This is a genomic window from Gordonia alkanivorans, from assembly GCF_004011905.1.
Taxonomy (GTDB): domain Bacteria; phylum Actinomycetota; class Actinomycetes; order Mycobacteriales; family Mycobacteriaceae; genus Gordonia; species Gordonia alkanivorans.
The window spans coordinates 928,895-947,678 of sequence record NZ_CP027114.1; the positions used below are offsets into that span (position 1 = coordinate 928,895).

Below are 18,784 nucleotides of genomic sequence, written 5' to 3' on the forward strand. Positions count from 1 at the left end.
GCGACCTCGAGACCCGAGTTCGCGGGCTCCTGTCCGGCCTCGCGGCCGAACGTGTGTGACTCCTCCGACCATTATTCACAGCTGAAAGGGCTTGTGTTCCATGTCTTCCTCTCGACCCAGCGTGCTGTTCGTGTGCGTCCACAACGCCGGCCGATCGCAGATGGCCGCCGGTTTCCTGACCGCCCTCGGCCGGGACAGCGTCGAGGTCCGCTCCGCCGGATCCGCACCTGCCGAATCGATCAACCCTGCCGCTGTCGAAGCGATGGCTGAAGTCGGTATCGACATCTCCGCGCAGTCACCGAAGATCCTCACCCCCGACACCGTCGAATCCTCCGACGTCGTGATCACCATGGGCTGTGGCGATGCGTGCCCGGTGTTCCCCGGCGTCAGCTACCGCGATTGGGCCCTCGACGACCCGGCCGGCCAAGGCATTGACGCGGTCCGTCCGATCCGCGATCAGATCCGCGGGCTCGTCGAGGGCCTGCTCGAGGAACTCGTACCCGCCGACCAGCAGGTCGGCCGATGAACACACCACAGCAGGTGTTGTTCGTGAGTGTGAGCAACGCGGGAAATCCCTGAGAACGCGAACCGAGGCTGTCAGCAGCAGGCTGTGCGCGCCTCGGCCTGGTTTGCGGCGCTGCCGCCGCAGCACACCGAGCCCTGCTCTGCGTCCTCGGTGGCGTTCTGTTCCAGCAGTTTCGGGCTGGCCCCGAACGTCTCGGAGTCAGCGAGCACGGTGTAGACCTCCCACTTCTCCTTCGCCGGTCCGGTCACCCACACCTTGTCCTGCGTCGCGAAACAGCAGGTGGAGTTGATCTCCTCCTGGGTGAACAGGCCCTCCCCGGACAACCGGGCGATCTCGGCGTGCACCTTCTCGCTCGACTCGACCTCGACGCCGAGATGGTTGATCGTGCCGCCCTGGCCGGGATTCTCCAGCAGAACCAGCTTCAGTGGCGGCTCGACGATCGCGAAGTTGGCGTATCCCGGCTTGCGCTTGGCCGGGGTGGTGTTGAACAGCTTGGAGTAGAACTCGATCGCGGTATCGAGATCATCGACATTGAGCGCGAGCTGCATACGGGACATGACCATCACCTTCACCTGTGAGACATATATCGAACTACTGACACCTGCAGGGTGCCACCTTTTCGACATATGTCAAGTGCGAGGGTATGGTCGGGTCATGCCCAAGACCTTGCCGATGGTCGACATCAGTGCCCCTATCTGCTGCGCGCCGGTGTCCGCGGCCCCGCTCGATGACGACACCGCGCTGGAGATCGCGTTGCGGCTCAAGGCGATTGCCGATCCCGTCAGGATCAAACTCGTCTCGATCCTGCTCGCCGATACTGGTGACGGAATCTGCACCTGTGATCTCGCGACCGCGGTCGGGCTCACCGAAGCGACTACGAGTCACCATCTGGGGCAGCTGCGCAAGGCCGGGATGGTCGCACCCGACCGACGAGGGATGAACGTCTACTACCGCGCCCGCCCGGACTCGCTGGAAGCACTACGCAATGTCCTCAGCGCCACCACGGGATGCTGCTGAACCAGCCGTCTGGCGTGACGCATCCCCCTGGCATCGGATTCTCGGCCCGGGGCCTATCGTCGTGACTGTCGGTGTGATTCCGTTCACAGGCAGTGGGAACTGATGCATGATGGCAACAGCCGAGGCACCCCACCGAGGAGGTCTGCGTGACCGAGATCGACGCCACCGACGCCGTCCGCTCAGCCAGTGATCCCGAGCCCAGCACGTCGTCGGGAACCGAGTCCCCGCTGCGGGACGTCATCATCATCGGCGCCGGCCTGTCCGGCATCGACTGCGCCTATCGCCTGCGCGAGCAGAATCCGGACGCCGACTACCTGATCCTCGAACGTCGGCCCCGAATGGGCGGCACCTGGGACCTGTTCCGGTATCCGGGTGTCCGCTCGGACAGTGACATCTTCTCGCTGAGCTATCCGTTCGAGCCATGGCGCAAGCCAGGTGCACTGGCCGAGGGCGAAGACATCCGGAAGTACATCGAGCACACCGCGCACAAGTACGGCATCGCCGAGCAGATCCGCTTCGAACGGCACGTACTGACCGCGGACTGGGATTCCTCGACCGACACCTAGACACTCGGCGTGGAAGTCGGCGAGGGTGCGGACAAACGCACCGAGACCTACCGCTGCCGGTTCCTGCTCTTCGCGACGGGCTACTACGACTACGACCAGCCCTACACGCCGCGTTTCGCGGGCGCCGAGGACTTCACCGGGCAGATCATCCACCCCCAGCACTGGCCGGAGGACCTCGACTACCGGGGCAAGCGCGTCGTCGTCATCGGCAGCGGGGCGACGGCGGTGAGCCTCATCCCCAACATCGCTGACGACGCCGCGCACGTGACGATGCTGCAGCGCTCGCCGTCGTACATCTTCTCGTCGAAGCAGAAGGCCTACCTGGCACCAGCCCTCAAGAAGCTGCTCCCGCCCAAGGCCGCTCACCGGGCGATCCGCCTCCGCTATGCGACGCAGACCGCGGCGATCGTGCACCTCACCCACCGCTTCCCGAAGCTGGGGCGCAAGTTGATCCGCGCGAACGTCGCCGCGAACCTGCCCGACGACTATCCCGTCGACGTCCACTTCAACCCGACGTACAACCCGTGGGATCAGCGCATGTGCATGGTCCCCGACGCCGACCTGTTCCACGGCATCACCGAGGGATCGATCGAGATGGTCACCGACCACATCGACCGCTTCGACGAGACCGGTGTGCGTCTCACGTCGGGCCGGCACCTCGACGCCGACATCATCGTCACCGCGACCGGCCTGCAGCTGCTCGGATTCGGCGGGACCCGTCTGCGCATCGACGGTGACGAGGTGAAACCGCACGACCGTTTCGTCTTCAAGAGCCACCTGCTCGAGGACGTCCCCAACCTCGCCTGGTCGGTGGGTTACACGAACGCGTCGTGGACGCTGCGCGCCGACATGACCGCGCGATCCGTCGCGACCCTCGTGAAGTACATGCGCGAGAACGGTTACACGCACGCCTATCCGCATCTCGGGTCCGAACCGATGACGGCGCAACCGTTGTGGGATCTCAAGGCCGGGTACGTCGAACGGTCACCCGATGCGCTGCCGAAGTCGGGCACCCACGGGCACTGGAAGGTGCGCCACAACTACTACCGGGACGCGCTCGATCACCGCATCAGCAAGATCGACGACTCGATGGTGTTCGGGCGCATCTGAGGACACCTCGCGGGCCCGAACCGGTGTGTCGGGCCCGCCGACGGCCGCGTTACGCCGTGTGGTCCGAACGGTCGAGATTTGGCGGCAGATGTCCGATCTGTGCTGGTCAGACCTTGCCCGGCGTCTGATGGGGCGTTGATACTCGAACTCGGCGAGCGCCTCTGCCCGCCACGACCGCGCCGGTGGCGCCGGCGCGTCGGCACGAGGAGTTCGCCCCGATGACCTACCCGCCCGGTCCCCCGACCCATCCCTCGACGCCCTTCGGTGCGGTTCCTCCTCAGCCGAAGAACCGGCAGGCCCTCACCCTCGTCCTCGGCGCGATCGTCGTCGTCCTGGCGCTCGTGCTCGCGGCAGGGATCGTCTTCGTGGTGAAGGCCCGAAAGGGGGACATCTACGTACCCGGTCTCACGCTCGCCTCGGTCAACGATCCCGGCATCGACCCGTTCACCGATCCGGTTCTCGTCGCCGGAGCTGGGAACCTGCCGGCGAACGTCGCGCTCACTGCGAGCGCCGGGGCTCCGGACATGGGTGGCCGCGCGGTCAACGGCACCGAGGCCGGCCTGTACGCGACGGGCGACACCATGGCCTGCGACACCGCGGCCCTCAGCAACCGCCTGATGGCCGATCCGGCGAAGGCCGCCGCCTGGGCGAGCGTCTTCGGGATCAGCACGGCCGCCATCCCGCACTACCTCAACACCCTCACCCCGGTGGTCCTCACCGCAGACACCTGGGTCACGAACCACACCTTCACGACGGGTCGGGCGGAGCCGTTCCAGTCGGTCTTGCAGCGTGGGACCTCGGTGTACGTCGACGCCGCCGGAGTCCCGCGCGCCATGTGCTCCTGCGGCAACCCGCTCGCCCCACCGGTGTCGGCGCCCCTCGGCGGATATCGACTCGAAGGTCAGCCGTGGCCGGGCTACCACACCCGCGAGGTGACCCGCATCGCCTACAACAACCAGAACGTCACCGCGGTCAACCGCTCGACGACGATCGTCCCGGGTGCGCCCACGCCCGTCGCGAACGCCAACGGCGGGTCGGTCCTGCAGCTGCTCAACTTCCTCACCGGCGAGATCATCCCGCAGACGCTGGGCGGTCTACTCGACCTGTCGGGCCTGCCACCGCTCTCCGAACCGCTGCCCACACCGGCGTCGCTGAACACCCCCTTCACGGCGGGAACCGACGAGGACGCCGAACGCAACGGCCTGCTCGAGGCCGGTAACCCGGTCGCCGCGCCGGCCGTCGAGGACCGTGCCGCCGAGGACAACGGGCTGCCGGTCGGCGCACCCGCCTCCGACTCCCCCGCCGAGTCACCCTCGGGAGAGCCGGGGTCGGGCGTCCCGGGTTCGGCGGAGGTGCCGGCCCCCGGTTCGGCCGAGCCTCCCGCGTCCGAGAACCCCGCCGCCCAGAGTCCACCGGAGGCCGCATCCGTGCCGACCTCCTTCAGCGGCGCCGGCGACCTGATCGGCAGCTTCGTCTTCGACGACGCCGGTCTGTCGGTCAGCTGTGCGGTCCCGGCCGGTGCAGCGTCGGGCACCATCACGCTGGCGTGCAGCGACGGCGTACCGCGCTCGGTGAGTGCCGCAGCGCTGCAACGGGCCGCCGTCCTCGGCGCGACCGACGCAACTGGCGTCTGGACCCTGGCGCTCTCGTCCCGGGCCGTCGTGGTCCGGTCCGCCTCCTGGACCGTGGCGCAACCGGAGATCCCCAGGTCGGCGCCGCCCGCGGAGACATCGACCGAGACCTACGAGGCGCCGCCGGAGGAAACCCACACCGAGACACCGACCACCACCGAGCCGACCACCGAGTACGTCCCGCCTCCCGAGGAGCCCTCCCACGCGCCCGAGTCGGCGGCGGAGGTGCCTTACTCGTCACCGGCTGCATGAAGGTATTCAGGCTCTGACCTGCTACTACGCTCCCGGTCCTGGGAGAACCGTCTGCGTGGTCAGCCGGGTGTCCCAGAGCGGGGTACGGTTCGAGCAATCGTTCAGCAATAGGTCTGATCAACCGACCAACAATGTCGCCCCGGTCACCTAACCTGAACCCCGAGACGGGTTCGTGGTCGTTCATGTCTGAGCCGGCTCATCCGGGCTGTCCGTCGACGAACCGACACCGCAGCCACCCGAAGCCCGCTGTACGCACCGGGCGGCCTCGATCTCAGCGCACGAGAAAGGAAGTCGACATGACGCCCGACTTCACCGTGGACTCGAACATCGATGACGCCTGGCGCACATTCCAGTTGCACGTCGGCGACCGTCTGGCCAACCTCACCCCCGGCTCGACGCTCACCATCCAGCAGGACCCCCTGATCCCCGAAGGCCCGCACGGCAGACTGCGATTCACCCTCACCGGGTCGAACCGTCTGCGGTGCACCATCGACGACACCGATCTGCACCCCACCGAGGAGTACTTCCTCGAGCATCTCGACATGCTCGCCGACATCGGCTGGCGTCGGCTGCGCAACGGCACCCACATCTACGAGGTGGGCCGCCGGCGCGTCGACGAACTCGCCCACACCACGGTTGCCACGCTGCGTCGCGTCTGGGAAGTCGTGCACCCGGCCTTCCTCGACCACACCCCGGCAGCGCGCGCCGAACCACAGATCGAGGTCGCGGTCCAGCCTTTCGACGACGATCACCTCCGGGCACTGCTCGTCGGTTCGCTCGAGGACCTGACCGGTTGCCGGATCCAGACCGACGCCGACGGCGACATCGCCTTGCCGACCAAGCCCGTGTCCTCGTGGCTGAGCCCGCGGTCGGACGCCCCCCGGCTCGAGTTCTTCGCCCGCCTGGCCGGCGACATCCCCGATCGCAGGCGCGCCGCCGACATCGTGGCGGCCCAGCCGACGATGGGTTCGGCGGTCCGTGTCCATCTCCTGCAGGACGAGGTCTTCGCGACCCTGACCCTCGAGTGTGCGGTCTTCCACCCCCACAATCTGAGCTCCGCGCTCGCCGAGTGGTTCAGCTTCCTCGCCGACTGCGCGCCGAACGTCATCGAGCAGATCACGCAGACTGCGGCGCCGACCCGGCCCGAGACCGACGAACGCCTGCCGGATGCGCTGCAGACCTTGCTCGAACTCGATCCCGACGGTCGGTCGCTGTCCGCTCATGAGGTCGCCAAGATCTGCCGCTACAACCAGGCCGACATCCTCTCGTTCATCCACACCTGCGAGGAGCAGTACCTCACCTGGCGGCGTTCGGCGGCCGACGCGGTTGCGTCCGCGGACTCGACCGAGGCCGACGCATGCCGGCACGAGGCCGACGCCTGGCGGGCCACGACCCACAATCTGCGCGCCGCGCTCCGGGTCGTCGTGCTGTCCGACGACGACGTCCCCGACCGTCGTCCGACGGCCAAGTAGCCGCGAACCGGACACGACTCACCCACCTGCTGATCTTCCGGTAGTCCACCCGGAGGATTACGGCCCCGTACACGAGCGTCACGGTGATGCCTGCGCTATATCGGTAGTGGGTCTCCTGCGGGCGGCCCCGCCCGGCCTCCCATCGGAGCACTGCATGACCCTCACCACCGACCGCAGCACGCTGACGTTCGCCTTCCCCGAACTGGGACCCGACGCCCGCCTGCATGTCGTCTTCCCGAGGACCCTGCGCGCGATCGATCCCCACGACCGCAGCGGACTGACCGCCGACACCACCTTGCGGCTCGCGCACGGCTCACCGACCGGTGACGCCGACGCCGTCATCCCGATGTGGCAGTCCGAGGCGACCTGGATCGACTTCTCCTCTCCGCACCAGCATCCGTTCCTGGTGATGGTCGGCGTGGACGGGATCAACGCGATCAGCGGTGAGCCGTTCACCGGGACACCCGACTTCGCCACCGACGATTACATCGAGGTGCCGACCCAGCAGACCCTGGCGTCGTACCGAACGGTCACGGGTGATCACCGGCAGTTCGTCGCTCCAGCGATCCACACCGCGGCGAGACCGGACGCGGGCGGGATCCTGGTACAGCTGGCGGTGATACCGATGCGGGCCGAGGCCTGGGCACGACGCCGCCGCCACACCTCCGCGAATGCCTGCGTCCTCTGCGACATCTCCTGGGCCGAGCAGGCACGCGCACAACCGCGGACCGCGGCGCCTCGGGTCATCGGCCCGCTGGAGTCCGCCGACACCTGGCATCCGACCCGGATGGGGTCGGCGGCCGTCCGGATCGTCAACTCGGTGATGTGGGAGTCGCTGACCGGCGGCTCACCGTCCCACTCTCGGCTGACGTGTGCCGACTACGTCGACCACCGACTCCCATGGCACACGAGCTTCGGCGAGACGACCCGGCATTCGACTCCGCTGTAGATCTCACCCGGGTGTCAGGAAGGCGTCGTAATATTCGGGTTCCGCAGGTTCGCCGGCGGCCACCCAGCACGAGGACCCAGCCCTAAGGAGTGCGAATGTCCCCCGATTTCGATGCCGTCGTCGAGGCGGCATGGCGGGACTTCACCGACACCCTCGCGGGCCGGGTGCCGCAGCTCGTTCCCGGGCAGTCGTTGACGGTCGTGGAGGCCGCGGCCGGTGGCTGGCGCAGGCGCATGACGTTCGCCGTCGCCGACGAGGACCGGTTGCGCTGCACCATCTCCGCGGGAGACCTGACGTGGACCGACAAGGACCGCTGGATGCGGCAGGCCACCTACATCGTCGACCGCGGCTGGTGCCGCCTCGAGGGTCGCAGCGCCTTCTGTTACGAGGTGGCCGACGACCGTTTCGGTGACCTCGCCCGCGCCGCCGTGCGAGCTCTGCGCGAGGTGTGGGGAGTCATCCACCCGTCGTTCGTCAGCATCGGCGACCCGTCGTACGCGCGGCACCATCTGGCCTCGGGATCGGCCGACACCGAGACCACCGACGACGCCCCGGGGACCGACCGACACGGCCGCGAGTTCGGGACCCACGCGCTCGACCCCGAGACGACCAACGCCGACACCATCCGCTTCGCTTCGCTGGCCCATCCGCTCGACGCCCCGGTCGAGAGCGGCGTCGTGCCGCAGTCCAAGGATCATCTCGTCGAACTGGTCCGCGCCGCGATGGCCGCGGCCGGCCGGCCGGTGGTGATCAGTCCGCGCAAGGCGATCTTCCTGCGGTCGTCGGGGACGTCGTTGCTACGGCCGACCCGCGATGCACGCGCGCTCGAGATCGTGACGATCCTCAGTTCCGCGGTGCCACCACCGTCGGTCCTGGGGATGCTGATCTCCGAGTTCTCCCCGCGCTGGCCGGAGATCGCGGTGGTGGTCCGCAACGGTCTCGTCTATGCCCAGCGCCGACTCGACGTGGCGGTGTTCAGTCCCGCCAACCTCGACGCCGCGCTGCGTCGCTGGGACCAGTTCGCCGCCACCGCCCGCGCCGAGATGATCGCCCGGCTCGACGGTGGCAAGAAGTCCACGCACCGGTGCCGTGGCGAACGACTCCCCGGGGTTCTGCTGGCACTGCTGCGCCTCAGCCAGAAGCCGGACAGCAAGCTGTCACCGACCACCGTCCTGATCGCCTGCCGCCGCGATCCCGAACGCGTGCACGAGTTCTTCGACATCTGCGCCGCCGAGATGCGCGAGTGGATGGACAATCTCGCCTCGGCTCGCAAGGCCGAACTGGGCGAGGAGGAGATCGCCTTCTGCGAAGCGGAGCACCGCGCCTACGCCGAGGTGGCGCAGTTGCTCCTCAGCGCGATGGAGCTGGCCTGACGCTCAGGCGGTCGACGCGTACGACAGGTGCACCACGCCGTTGTCGAAGGACTCCGTCCCCACCAGGGTGAGCGGCAGGTCGGCGAGACCGTCGAAGAGGCGCGCACCGCTACCGAGAACCACCGGATAGACGAGTAGGTGCAACTCGTCCACCAGCCTGTCGCGCAACAGGGCTCGGACCAGCGTGCCACTGCCACTGACGTACAGGTCGTGGGAGCTCTTGAGTTCGCGGATCTTATCGGGGTCGTAGCCACCGACGACCTCGGAGTTCTGCCAGCCGGTCGCTTCGTCGAGCGTCGAGGAGACGACGTATTTGGTGGTGTCGTTGAAGAACGGAGCGCCCGGGTCGTCGTCGACGCTCCGTTCCGACCACGCCGGACCGAACATCTCGAACGTGTTGCGGCCCAGCAGGATGCCGTCACATGAGCCGGTGATACCGCCCAGCACCTCGCCCATCCGGTCGGTGAACCCGTACGGCATCGTGAAGGCGGGGTTCTCGAAACTGCCGTCGAGGGTGATGAATTCGTGGACGTGGATCTTTCCCATCGGGATGCTCCTGTGCTCGCGGTCTGCGTTGTTGTCACGATGTCAGACCCGAGGTCCCACCGGAACTCATCGGCCGCCGGTAGCGGGCCGTCGAAACCGCCTCCGCGCCAGAGGAGGGTCGATTAGGGTTCGGCGCAGCGGGTCCGCGACGAGGCGGGCCCCGGAGGAGGTTCGCGTGGCCACCGTCCACACCGCAGCAGGTCCGATCGATTCCGCCGATCTCGGCAAAGTGCTTGTGCACGAACACGTCTTCATCGTCGGCGAAGAATTCCGGCAGAACTACCAGGACGACTGGGACGAGGACGCGAAGGTCGCCGAAGCCGTCCGCGATCTGTCCGAGCTGAAGGAGCTCGGTATCGACACCATTCTCGATCCCACGGTACTGGGGCTTGGCCGGTACATCCCCCGCATCCAGCGGATCGCCGAGCAGATCGACCTCAACATCGTCGTCGCGACGGGCCTCTACACCTACAACGACATCCCGTTCCAGTTCCACTACGCCGGTCCCGGGTTGCTGTTCGATGTTCCCGAACCGCTGGTCGATCTGTTCACCAAGGACCTCACCGAAGGCATCGCCGACACGGGGGTCCGCGCCGCATTCCTCAAGTGCGCCATAGAGGAACAGGGGCTGACGCCCGGCGTCGAGCGCGTGATGCGAGCCGTCGGCCAGACCAGCGCGCAGACCTGTGCGCCCATCACCGTGCACACCAACCCGCACACCCAGTCGGGTCTGGTGGCGCAGAAGGTGCTGGCCGAAGAGGGTGCCGATCTCACCAAGGTGGTCATCGGCCATTCCGGCGACAGCGTCGACCTCGACTACCTGATGAAGATCGCCGACGCCGGCTCGATCCTGGGCATGGACCGATTCGGTCTCGACCTGCTGCTGCCGTTCGAGGACCGGGTGAACACGGTCGCCGAACTGTGCAAACGCGGCTACGCCGACCGCATGGCACTCGCCCACGACGCCTCGTGCTTCATCGACTGGTTCGACCACGAGGCGAAGAAGCAGGCGCTGCCGAAGTGGAACTACCGCCACATCAGCGACGACGTCCTGCCCGCACTGCGGGAACGCGGGGTCAGCGACGCCGACATCACGACGATGCTCGTCGACGTCCCGCGCCGGTACTTCGAGTAGCCGTCGTCAGGCCAGCGAGCGCTGGTAGCGACGCATTCCGCGCAGCCAACGGTCGTAGTCGGCGCCCTTCTGGCGGTACATGTCCAGCACCTCGGCGTGCGGCAGGATCAGGAACCGTTCGTCGGCAACGGCTTCCAGCACGATCGCGGCCACCGCACCCGGGGTCAGGACCTCACCGGCGGTCTCGACGGCCCTCTGCATCAGCTTCTGATCCGCGGTCGCCGAATCGTCGTCGGGCCGCAGCAGCTTGGTGTCGACGCCCATCGGGCACAAACAGCTGACGCGGACACCGTCGTCGCCGTGGGTGATGTTGAGCCACTCGGCGAAACCGACCGCGGCATGCTTGGTGACCGAGTACGGCGCGTTGCCGATCTGGGTCAGCAGGCCCGCGGCCGACGCCGTGCTGACGAAGTACCCGCCGCCCCGCTCGACCCACTCCGGCACCAGACGACGCGCCGCCCGGATGTGGCTGCGCAGGTTCACGTCGAGCGCCAGATCCCACATCGCCTCGTCGGTGTCCAGGCCGCCGCCACGTCCGATACCGGCGTTCGCGAAGTACAGGTCGACGGGCCCGTAGGTGGACTCGGCGAGGCGGACCGCGGCGTCGATGTGGTCGTCGCTGGAGGCATCGCCGGCGATCGCGACCGCGGCCTCCCCGAGTGCGCCGGCGACGCTTTCCGCCGATGCCGCATCGAGGTCGGTGACCACGACCTTCGCGTCCGCCTCGACCAGTGCGTGCGCGAGCGCACCACCGATCCCGCCCCCGCCGCCGGTGACGATGGCAACCCTGCCTGCGACGTCCATGGGAATCTCCTTCGATCGGTGAGTCTGGATAAAGACCTACCAGACGTTCCAGCCGTCTCCCACGGACGACCCGTGCCGGAGAGTTCGCCTCCGGGTCTGGGCAGGGATTATCAGGGGCGCGATACCGATCTCCTCCGTCGGTACGGGCCTGGCTGGTCACGGATTCCGCAGGTGTTCCGGTCGATCCTCTTTCCGTGAGCTCGGAGCCATCGCCGAACTGCGTTCCACTACACTATCCCACCGACAAGATCCCGCCCGTGAAGTTAGTTCAGTCTTGTTGCACGCCAACGGAATAGCGCGTACAGTCGAACATGTCTTCGAACCGAGATTCTCGAGGGGGTGACCGCCGTGACCGACAGCGCATCGACCGATATCACCGACGCGTCGCCTCCGGCCGGGGTGCCCGCGTTACTCGACGAACTCGACGCGATCATCGACCAGCTACAGACCGCGGGTTTCACCCGCCTCACCGACACCGAGGTCGACGACGCCGGAATCCGTATCGAACAAGCCATCGCCCGACTCACCTACACCGGTAACCAGCAGATCGTCGAAGCCGACCAGCGCGACCTACCGCGCAAAGCCGGCTACCGCAGCGTCATCGACTACATGAAATACCGGCTCCGCATGGCCTACCCCGGCAAACGCCTCAAACAAACCCGCGCCACCGCCACCTACCCCGACGCCACCACCGGTGCACCCCTCGAACCCGTCCACCCCACCCTCGCGAAAGAGTTCGCCGACGGTCGGGTCGGGTCCGGGCACGTGCATGCGGTGATGGACGTGCTCGACCAGATCCCCCACGCGGTCGACCACGACATCAAGGTCGCCGCCGAACGCACCATGGCCGAACAAGCCGTCAACCTCACCCCCGACCAGATCACCGACGCCGGCGCCCGACTCCTGGGCTACCTCGACCCCGACGGAACATTGACCGACGACACCGACCGTCAACGTCGCCGCAACCTGTACCTCAACCGGCAACGCGCCGATGGCACCGCCAAGATGGCCGGCACCCTGACGCCTGAACTGCTGGCACGGGTGTCGATGTTCCTGGCCGTGTGGGCCAAACCCGGGATGAACAATCCGAATGATCCGGAATCACCGACAGGGTCCATCGAGGATGCCGATCCCGACGCTGTGGCTGCCGCGGCCGAACGTGATGACCGCAGCCCCGCCCAGCTCAACCACGACGCCCTCAACGCACTCCTCAAAGCCGTGTTCGAGGACGGCATGCTCGGGAAGAGTCATCGCGGGTTGCCCATGCAGGTGATCGTCAAGGCCGACCTCAACGACCTCGTCCGCGAAGCCGGTTACGCCGTCACCGCCACCGGCACCCAGATTCCCGTCACAGATCTCATCCCCATGATCGCCGACGCCCAGCCCTGGCTGGCGGTGTTCAAAGACGCCACCGCCGTCCCGCTCTACTTCGGCCGCGGCAAACGCCTGGCCACCCGCGAACAGCGACTGGTGTCCTTCGCCCGGCCCGATGGTGAAAGCTGCTCCAACCCCGACTGCTGTGTACCCGCCACGCACGTGGAAATGCATCATGCCCACATCGATTGGGTCGATGGCGGATTCACCGACATCACCAACCTCACCCCCGCCTGCACCCGCCACCACCACATGGTCGGAAACCAGCCCGGACAATTCACCACCCGCATAGTTCGCGACGGCCCCGACGAAGGTCGCACCACCTGGCAACTCAACACCGCACCCGGCGCACCACCCAACCCCGAACGCGTCAACCGGCGACCCGACATACCCCGCCGATTCGCCGACCACCTCAAACAGGTACGCGACGAGATCCACGGACCCGAACCGGAGTCCGGCGATCAACCACGCCTATACCTCCGCCAGGTGATCGACCTACGTGACGCCACGCCCGTCGAACTCGTGGTCGCCTCAGCGCTTCTCGACCACGCGTACGGCCGCTCAGGACGGGAAGGTCACCGGCCCTTCGAGGTTCGTCGCTAACTGTAAGACCCGGGCAGGTTGTGAACGTGTAGGCGTTCGATCGGGGTGAGTCCGCCGATGCCGGTGTGGGCTCGGTGGTGATTGTAGTGGTGTAGCCAGTCGTCGTAGGTGGCTGCGCGGGCGGTTTCTGAGCTGTAGAACTCGGCGTAGGCCCATTCCGAGGCCAGGGTGCGGTTGAATCGTTCGACCTTGCCGTTGGTTTGCGGGCGGTAGGGACGGGTCTTCTTGTGCTTGATCTCGGCGCCGAGGGATTCTGCGAAAACCTTTGAGCGGTAACAGGCGCCGTTGTCGGTCATCACTCGTCTCACAGTGATCCCATGTTGGCTGAAGAAGGCGTTGGCGCGGTCCCAGAACTGCGCGGCGGTCTCTTTGCGTTCGTCGGTGAGGATCTCGGAGTATGCCAGCCGGGAATGGTCATCGACGGCGTGGTGCAGATATGCGTACCCCGGGCGGTGTTTCTTGTTGTGCCGGTTGCCGATCGTGCGCCCGAGTTTGCGGTGGCCGCCGCCTTCGGGGATGCGGCCGAGTTTCTTGATGTCGATGTGGATCAGGTCGCCGGGAGCGTCGTGTTCGTAGCGTCGTGGCGGTGTCCGGCGTACCGGAAGCCCGGTGGCCTGGTCGAGGTGACGCAACAGCGGCATCCGATACCGGCGCAACACCGCCTCGACGGTCGATTTTGCTAGCCGCAGGTGCGCAGCGATTCGTGCAGCGCCCCAGCGACGCAGGAACCGCAACTTGATGATTCGACGTTCCCGGCGCACAGGGAGCTGATGGGGTGACCGGTAGGGGCGGCTGGACCGATCTGCCATGCCGGCCTCACCGGTCTGCCGGTAGCGGTCGGCCCACTTCTTGGCCGTGGCCGGTGAGCAGTTGAACCGTTCGGCGGCCCGTCGTAGAGGCCAGTTCTTATCGACGACGCACTGAGCCAGGGCCAGACGGCCACGTTCGGTGAGGAAGGCATTACGGTGGGTCATGAGGGCCTCTTGGTGATCGGCGTGTGTGTGGTAACCACATCGATACCGGAGGCCCTCACCTGTTGACCGGCACCACGCCGTTCACAACCTCCCCAAGAGTTACAGCTAACGCTCCTCACACCTCAGGGAGCGAGAAACGCACGCACACCACCACCCCACGCACCCCCCGGGGAGCCGGAACGGGCGCTGGTCAGTTTGTCACCTCGTCCACATCGTCGAGGTCCGCAGACGACGCGCCGGTGATGATGTCGAGAACCTTCGGGTACTCGGGCGCGGTAGAGGTCACCACCGAGCCGTGGTTGCCGCCCGGGAGCAGTACCGCGGTGGCCTCGCCTCCCTGCTTCACGACGGCTTCGACGTAGCGACTCGAGTTGGCCGACGAGACCATGCGGTCGCCGGTGTTGTGCACGGCGACAACCGGCGTCGACGGATCGATGTTCTGGATCGGATCGACCATGGCGTAGCGCTTCGGCACCTGACGCGGTGTGCCACCGAGGGCGGTCACGATGCGATCGTCGCCATGCGTTGCGGCATAGACCATGTCGAGCGGTCCGGCGAGCGAGACGATGCGTGTCGGCCGGAACACCGGCCTCGCACCGACCTCGTCATCCTCCAGCTTGTGCCGAGTACCGCCCCACACGGCGAGCTGCGCGCCCGCACTGTGTCCGACGACGAGCTCATCGTCGGTGGTGATCTGTGGGAACTGCTTGTCCACCACCGAGACGTGGTCGAGCGCACTCGCGACATCCCGGAAGGTCGTCGGCCAGCCGCCACCCGAACCCACCCGTCGGTATTCGACGTTGTAGACCGCCATCCCGCGATCCGCGAGATCCCGCGCGAGCGGCTCGAAGATGTCCGCGCCCAGCGCACTCTGCCACGCACCACCGTGGATCAAGACGACGAGCGGGATCGAATCGACCCGCTGCTCCCCCTCCGGCAGGTACAACTCGGCCCAGTTCTGCTCGCTGTCGGCCTCGCCGGGCGTCGGGTACTCGAACCGGTGAACGGTGACCTCGTCGAGGTACTCCACCTCTTCGGTGGAGGTCGCCGTCTGGGTCTTGACCGGACCCGACGCCGACGGATCGTCGGCACTGCACGCCGTCAGTCCGAGACCGGCGGCGAGTGCGACGCCCAGAAGTCGAAGTGGGACAGGCGACCAGCCGGATCGCCGGAAATCACGAAGGGTCAACGAAGGCAACAATTCTGTGCCTGCCTTTCCGGCCACGAGGCCATTCCACATTCTGCCGCATAAGGTAAAGCGAAAGTAATGACGGGGGTATCCAATTGGCGATCGGGCGCGGAACGCGGATGATCTCGGCGCCGATCGTCGTGGTTCTGACCGTTCTACTCGCCGGATGCGCCACCTCGGCGAAGTCGGCTGTGCCCGAGACGATTCCAAATATCAGTACCACACTCTCCCCGGCTCCGCCGTCACCGCCCACACGAGTGGCGTCGAACGTCCCGATGAAGCGACTGGCACCGGGTGAGAAACCGCCACAATTCATCCTGTTCTCCTTCGACGGCGTCGGGGTGTCGAAGAACTGGGACCTGTTCCTGCGCACCGCCGCCGAATCGGACGCGAGATTCACCGCGCTCATGACCGGGCTCTATCTCCTCACCGACGCCAAGAAGCGGCAGTACCGCGGTCCGGGATACAAACCCGGCGAGGCGGCGATCGGATTCGGCGGATCGAAGAAGGAGGTGATCGAGGAGATCACCTACCTCAACCGCACCTGGTACGACGGCCACGAGATGGGCACCCACTTCGTGGGCCATTTCTGCGCGGGCACAAAGAATCCCGGTAAGTCGTGGACCAGTGCCGAATGGCGTCACGAGTTGGCTCAGTTCTTCCGGCTCATGACGCAGTGGCGTGAACTCAACGGAATCCGCACCGGACCCGACCTCGCCTTCGGACCCGAAGCGGTGAAAGGCGCTCGGACACAGTGCCTCGAGGGTTCGATGAAAGCGCTCTTCCCCGCGCTGCGCGCTTACGACATGATGTGGGACTCGTCGATGCCGGCGTCGCGACCGGGTGTCTACTGGCCGTCGAAGATCAACGGCATCTGGGAATTCCCTGTCCCCTACGTCTGGTCGCCGGCGCTGAAGCAACGCCAGACAGCGCTCGACTACAACTTCTGGTACAGCGTCAACAAGGCGACGGATCGGCCCGCCGATCGTGCGCGGATCGCGCGGGTCGTCACCAGCACCTACGACTACATGTTGCGCCGGGCCTATGAGGGAAACCGCGCGCCGCTGGTGATCGCCAACCATCTGAACACCTGGAACGCCAACGCCTTCAACCCGGCGACCGCCGCCTTCATGCGCCGCGCGTGCACCAAGCCGGAGGTCATCTGCGCCACCCACCAGGACGTCATCGCCTGGATGGAGCTGCAGGACCCCGCGGTCCTGAAGAAGTGGCGGTCGATGGCCCCGGTCGCCGTCGACGCGCATCACTAGACGTACTGACCCGCCAGGTTGGGTACGCGGTCGGCGGGTGAGTTGCCTCGAAGTGCGGTGTGGCCGCGTTCGTGGTTGTAGTTGTGAAGGAATTCGGGGAAGGCTGCGACGCTTTCGGATTCGCTGAGGTAGGGGCGAGCGTAGGCCCATTCCTCCTGGAGGGTCCGGTTGAATCGTTCGACCTTGCCGTTGGTTTGCGGCCGGTACGGTCGGGTCCACTTGTTACTGGGAGTGGTCGTCGACGGCGTGGTGGAGGAACGCGTACCCCAGGTTCGGGCGGCCAGGAACTTTGCGGGGTCGTACAGGCTCGCGGTGCGCGCTGGAGTTACGGGTGCCCTGGGCGCTGCCGTGTACGCGATGTCGGCCACCGTCGGGGATTCTCCCTATGTCACGTCGACTCGCCGGACGGCGGAATCACCTGACCGTCAGGGGCACCGGCGTGGTGGACCCACCGGCGCGCACCGTTGCGGTCAGCGGGGTCCACCCCGTCCAGAGATCCACCGGCACATCGAGCGTCGCGCCCGGCCGGAGGGTGACCGGAGTCCGGGTGACCGCACTCCGGTCGGCGATGGTGTCGCTGCGTTCGACCGCGACCTGGAACTTCTGCGAACGCCCCTCGGTCCGCACGGTCACGCCGACCGGTGAGGTGGCCCCCACCGACACCGACGAGCCCGGGCCGACAGCGAGCTGCGAGGTGTCGACCGAGACCGACCGCAACGAGTCCTCGGTGGCGACCTCGAACACGGCTGTCGTCGGTGCCGACGAACTCACCCGCACCGCGTGACGAACCGGATCGACATCGAGCGCCGATGTCGCACCCGCCGGGACCTCGAGGTCGCCGACCGCCACCGCTCCACCCGCGCTCAGCACGGTCGTGTTGATGTCGGCGGTACGCCCGGCCTCGACACCGTCCACGACGATGCGGAAACGCTTGCCCGCCGGCACGGTGAATCGTGCGGAATTGTCATTGTTGAACAGAATCCGCTGCTCGACACCGGGAATCGGCTTGCCGGACGGATCGGTGACCCGGACGTCCCAGTCCACGTCACCGACACCCTGCGCCGTGCCGTTGGTGTCACTGACCAGCACGACGGTGTCGTCGGTGCGCAGGTCGGGATCCTGATGACGCTTCAGAACCTGGGCCAGCGGGACCAGCATCATCCTGTTCTTCGGCGAGCCCTGGTACAGCATCGTCGGCTCGGACGGGTTCGTCGCCGTCGAGTAGTACCAGGAGTCGGCGGCGGGATCGACGACCACCATCTTCTCCCGGCCCGGGAAATTGTTGTCATAGACGACGATTCCGTGCTTGCCGCCACCGAGGTCACGGAGCGCGATCGGTGTGATCGCATGCCCGGCGGAATGTTCCTCGTCCGTATAGATGGCGAGGATGTAGTTGTCGTTGCGCGACCATGCGGTACGGAGCTTCGACAGCGCCTGTGGCACCGAGACCTCACGTTCGGCGAGGTCCGTGGGAGGGAAGCCCTGGGTGATGAACATCCGGGCGATCAGTTCGTCCAGCGTCCCCGACGCCGGCATGCTGTAGACGCTCTGTCCTGGCAGCGCCAGCGGGAACTGGCTCAGCCGCTTCGTGTTGTACAGACCTGCCAGCGCCGCCATGCCGTAGCAATGACCGCCGGTCATCGACTCGTTGAACTCCGCCTGCACGAGTTCGGCAACGGTGGTCGGCGAGCAGACCCCGAGCACGATGCGGGCACACACCTCGTCACCGAACACCGCGCGCATTCCCTCGATGGTGAGTCCCCGCCGGTGCAGGGCGTCGTTGTCTCCCCAATTCTCGAAGGAGAAGCCGTCGCGTTTCACATCGAACCCGGAGTGGGCGACGACCTTTCCGGCCTGAGGATTCACGACCGGTGCGGCGTCCGCTGTGTCGGCGCCTACGGTCAGGAACGCAGCGGCTGCGGCAACCGCCAGGCCGGCAGCGGAAACACGGAATGACGCGCGAAGGCGAGACCGGGTACTGAGCATGGCAAAACA

Annotated in this window: 15 protein-coding genes and 2 pseudogenes; 10 read left to right on the plus strand and 7 right to left on the minus strand. The window is 66.7% G+C overall.

Translation table 11 applies throughout. The features are described 5' to 3' along the window. The first annotated feature begins 100 nt into the window (after nt 1-100). Complete coding sequence (locus C5O27_RS04270; RefSeq protein ID WP_127961999.1) at nt 101-526, plus strand: arsenate reductase ArsC; 426 nt, start codon at nt 101-103, stop codon at nt 524-526. 71 nt (nt 527-597) lie between these two features. Here the strand turns inward: C5O27_RS04270 and C5O27_RS04275 are convergent, their stop codons facing one another. Next, nucleotides 598-1,083: an ArsI/CadI family heavy metal resistance metalloenzyme gene (locus C5O27_RS04275; RefSeq protein ID WP_208651428.1), complete on the minus strand. Its 486-nt coding sequence runs from the start codon at nt 1,081-1,083 to the stop codon at nt 598-600. A 97-nt stretch (nt 1,084-1,180) separates the two neighbouring features. Between C5O27_RS04275 and C5O27_RS04280 the strand changes: the two genes are divergently transcribed. The 6 genes and pseudogenes from C5O27_RS04280 (at nt 1,181) to C5O27_RS04305 (ending at nt 8,896) form a co-directional block, all read left to right on the plus strand. After that, nucleotides 1,181-1,543, plus strand: a complete 363-nt coding sequence (locus tag C5O27_RS04280) for an Rv2640c family ArsR-like transcriptional regulator (RefSeq protein ID WP_005200705.1) — start codon at nt 1,181-1,183, stop codon at nt 1,541-1,543. 146 nt (nt 1,544-1,689) lie between these two features. Next, nucleotides 1,690-3,219: pseudogene (locus tag C5O27_RS04285) on the plus strand (flavin-containing monooxygenase). 218 nt (nt 3,220-3,437) lie between these two features. Further along, nucleotides 3,438-5,102 carry a DUF6777 domain-containing protein gene (locus C5O27_RS04290; protein WP_127962001.1) on the plus strand — a complete coding sequence of 555 codons (1,665 nt, stop codon included), beginning with the start codon at nt 3,438-3,440 and terminating at the stop codon, nt 5,100-5,102. 296 nt (nt 5,103-5,398) lie between these two features. Next, nucleotides 5,399-6,574 carry a TY-Chap domain-containing protein gene (locus tag C5O27_RS04295; RefSeq protein WP_006868410.1) on the plus strand — a complete coding sequence of 392 codons (1,176 nt, stop codon included), beginning with the start codon at nt 5,399-5,401 and terminating at the stop codon, nt 6,572-6,574. A gap of 154 nt (nt 6,575-6,728) precedes the next feature. Further along, nucleotides 6,729-7,523 carry a hypothetical protein gene (locus C5O27_RS04300; RefSeq protein WP_127962002.1) on the plus strand — a complete coding sequence of 265 codons (795 nt, stop codon included), beginning with the start codon at nt 6,729-6,731 and terminating at the stop codon, nt 7,521-7,523. Between the two features lie 95 nt (nt 7,524-7,618). Next, complete coding sequence (locus C5O27_RS04305; RefSeq protein ID WP_127962003.1) at nt 7,619-8,896, plus strand: TY-Chap domain-containing protein; 1,278 nt, start codon at nt 7,619-7,621, stop codon at nt 8,894-8,896. A 3-nt stretch (nt 8,897-8,899) separates the two neighbouring features. Here the strand turns inward: C5O27_RS04305 and C5O27_RS04310 are convergent, their stop codons facing one another. Beyond that, nucleotides 8,900-9,442, minus strand: coding sequence for a dihydrofolate reductase family protein (locus tag C5O27_RS04310; protein WP_127962004.1), 543 nt, complete (start codon nt 9,440-9,442; stop codon nt 8,900-8,902). Between the two features lie 175 nt (nt 9,443-9,617). Here C5O27_RS04310 and C5O27_RS04315 point away from each other — a divergent pair, with 175 nt between their 5' ends. After that, nucleotides 9,618-10,577: a phosphotriesterase family protein gene (locus C5O27_RS04315; protein WP_127962005.1), complete on the plus strand. Its 960-nt coding sequence runs from the start codon at nt 9,618-9,620 to the stop codon at nt 10,575-10,577. Between the two features lie 6 nt (nt 10,578-10,583). Here the strand turns inward: C5O27_RS04315 and C5O27_RS04320 are convergent, their stop codons facing one another. After that, complete coding sequence (locus C5O27_RS04320) at nt 10,584-11,381, minus strand: SDR family oxidoreductase (RefSeq protein WP_006357763.1); 798 nt, start codon at nt 11,379-11,381, stop codon at nt 10,584-10,586. Between the two features lie 348 nt (nt 11,382-11,729). Between C5O27_RS04320 and C5O27_RS04325 the strand changes: the two genes are divergently transcribed. After that, nucleotides 11,730-13,358, plus strand: coding sequence for an HNH endonuclease signature motif containing protein (locus tag C5O27_RS04325; protein ID WP_127963757.1), 1,629 nt, complete (start codon nt 11,730-11,732; stop codon nt 13,356-13,358). On the opposite strand, the gene C5O27_RS04330 is transcribed toward C5O27_RS04325, so the two are convergent. Together C5O27_RS04330 and C5O27_RS04335 are read right to left on the minus strand one after the other, a co-directional pair. After that, nucleotides 13,355-14,332 carry an IS481 family transposase gene (locus C5O27_RS04330; protein WP_127961867.1) on the minus strand — a complete coding sequence of 326 codons (978 nt, stop codon included), beginning with the start codon at nt 14,330-14,332 and terminating at the stop codon, nt 13,355-13,357. The genes C5O27_RS04325 and C5O27_RS04330 overlap by 4 nt on opposite strands. 190 nt (nt 14,333-14,522) lie before the next feature. Then, nucleotides 14,523-15,437 carry an alpha/beta hydrolase family protein gene (locus C5O27_RS04335; protein ID WP_127963758.1) on the minus strand — a complete coding sequence of 305 codons (915 nt, stop codon included), beginning with the start codon at nt 15,435-15,437 and terminating at the stop codon, nt 14,523-14,525. Between the two features lie 203 nt (nt 15,438-15,640). On the opposite strand from C5O27_RS04335, the gene C5O27_RS04340 reads away from it, so the two are divergent. After that, nucleotides 15,641-16,789 carry a polysaccharide deacetylase family protein gene (locus C5O27_RS04340; protein ID WP_425269596.1) on the plus strand — a complete coding sequence of 383 codons (1,149 nt, stop codon included), beginning with the start codon at nt 15,641-15,643 and terminating at the stop codon, nt 16,787-16,789. Here C5O27_RS04340 and C5O27_RS23245 read toward each other — a convergent pair. Together C5O27_RS23245 and C5O27_RS04350 are read right to left on the minus strand one after the other, a co-directional pair. Next, nucleotides 16,786-17,004 (minus strand): annotated as a pseudogene (locus C5O27_RS23245) (integrase core domain-containing protein); the annotation flags it as partial. The gene C5O27_RS04340 and the pseudogene C5O27_RS23245 sit on opposite strands and share 4 nt — an antisense overlap. A 199-nt stretch (nt 17,005-17,203) precedes the next feature. Further along, on the minus strand, nt 17,204-18,775 hold the full coding sequence (locus tag C5O27_RS04350; RefSeq protein ID WP_127962007.1) for a hypothetical protein: 1,572 nt from the start codon (nt 18,773-18,775) through the stop codon (nt 17,204-17,206). Between the last annotated feature and the right edge of the window lie 9 nt (nt 18,776-18,784).

What these genes read in the sequence shown, in the direction of transcription:
- C5O27_RS04320 (WP_006357763.1), bottom strand. Translation starts at nt 11,381, where the DNA reads ATGGACGTCGCAGGCAGGGTTGCCATCGTCACCGGCGGCGGGGGCGGG.
- C5O27_RS04305 (WP_127962003.1), top strand. Translation starts at nt 7,619, where the DNA reads ATGTCCCCCGATTTCGATGCCGTCGTCGAGGCGGCATGGCGGGACTTC.
- C5O27_RS04350 (WP_127962007.1), bottom strand. Translation starts at nt 18,775, where the DNA reads ATGCTCAGTACCCGGTCTCGCCTTCGCGCGTCATTCCGTGTTTCCGCT.
- C5O27_RS04300 (WP_127962002.1), top strand. Translation starts at nt 6,729, where the DNA reads ATGACCCTCACCACCGACCGCAGCACGCTGACGTTCGCCTTCCCCGAA.
- C5O27_RS04295 (WP_006868410.1), top strand. Translation starts at nt 5,399, where the DNA reads ATGACGCCCGACTTCACCGTGGACTCGAACATCGATGACGCCTGGCGC.
- C5O27_RS04275 (WP_208651428.1), bottom strand. Translation starts at nt 1,083, where the DNA reads ATGTCCCGTATGCAGCTCGCGCTCAATGTCGATGATCTCGATACCGCG.
- C5O27_RS04290 (WP_127962001.1), top strand. Translation starts at nt 3,438, where the DNA reads ATGACCTACCCGCCCGGTCCCCCGACCCATCCCTCGACGCCCTTCGGT.
- C5O27_RS04310 (WP_127962004.1), bottom strand. Translation starts at nt 9,442, where the DNA reads ATGGGAAAGATCCACGTCCACGAATTCATCACCCTCGACGGCAGTTTC.
- C5O27_RS04280 (WP_005200705.1), top strand. Translation starts at nt 1,181, where the DNA reads ATGCCCAAGACCTTGCCGATGGTCGACATCAGTGCCCCTATCTGCTGC.
- C5O27_RS04340 (WP_425269596.1), top strand. Translation starts at nt 15,641, where the DNA reads ATGATCTCGGCGCCGATCGTCGTGGTTCTGACCGTTCTACTCGCCGGA.
- C5O27_RS04330 (WP_127961867.1), bottom strand. Translation starts at nt 14,332, where the DNA reads ATGACCCACCGTAATGCCTTCCTCACCGAACGTGGCCGTCTGGCCCTG.
- C5O27_RS04270 (WP_127961999.1), top strand. Translation starts at nt 101, where the DNA reads ATGTCTTCCTCTCGACCCAGCGTGCTGTTCGTGTGCGTCCACAACGCC.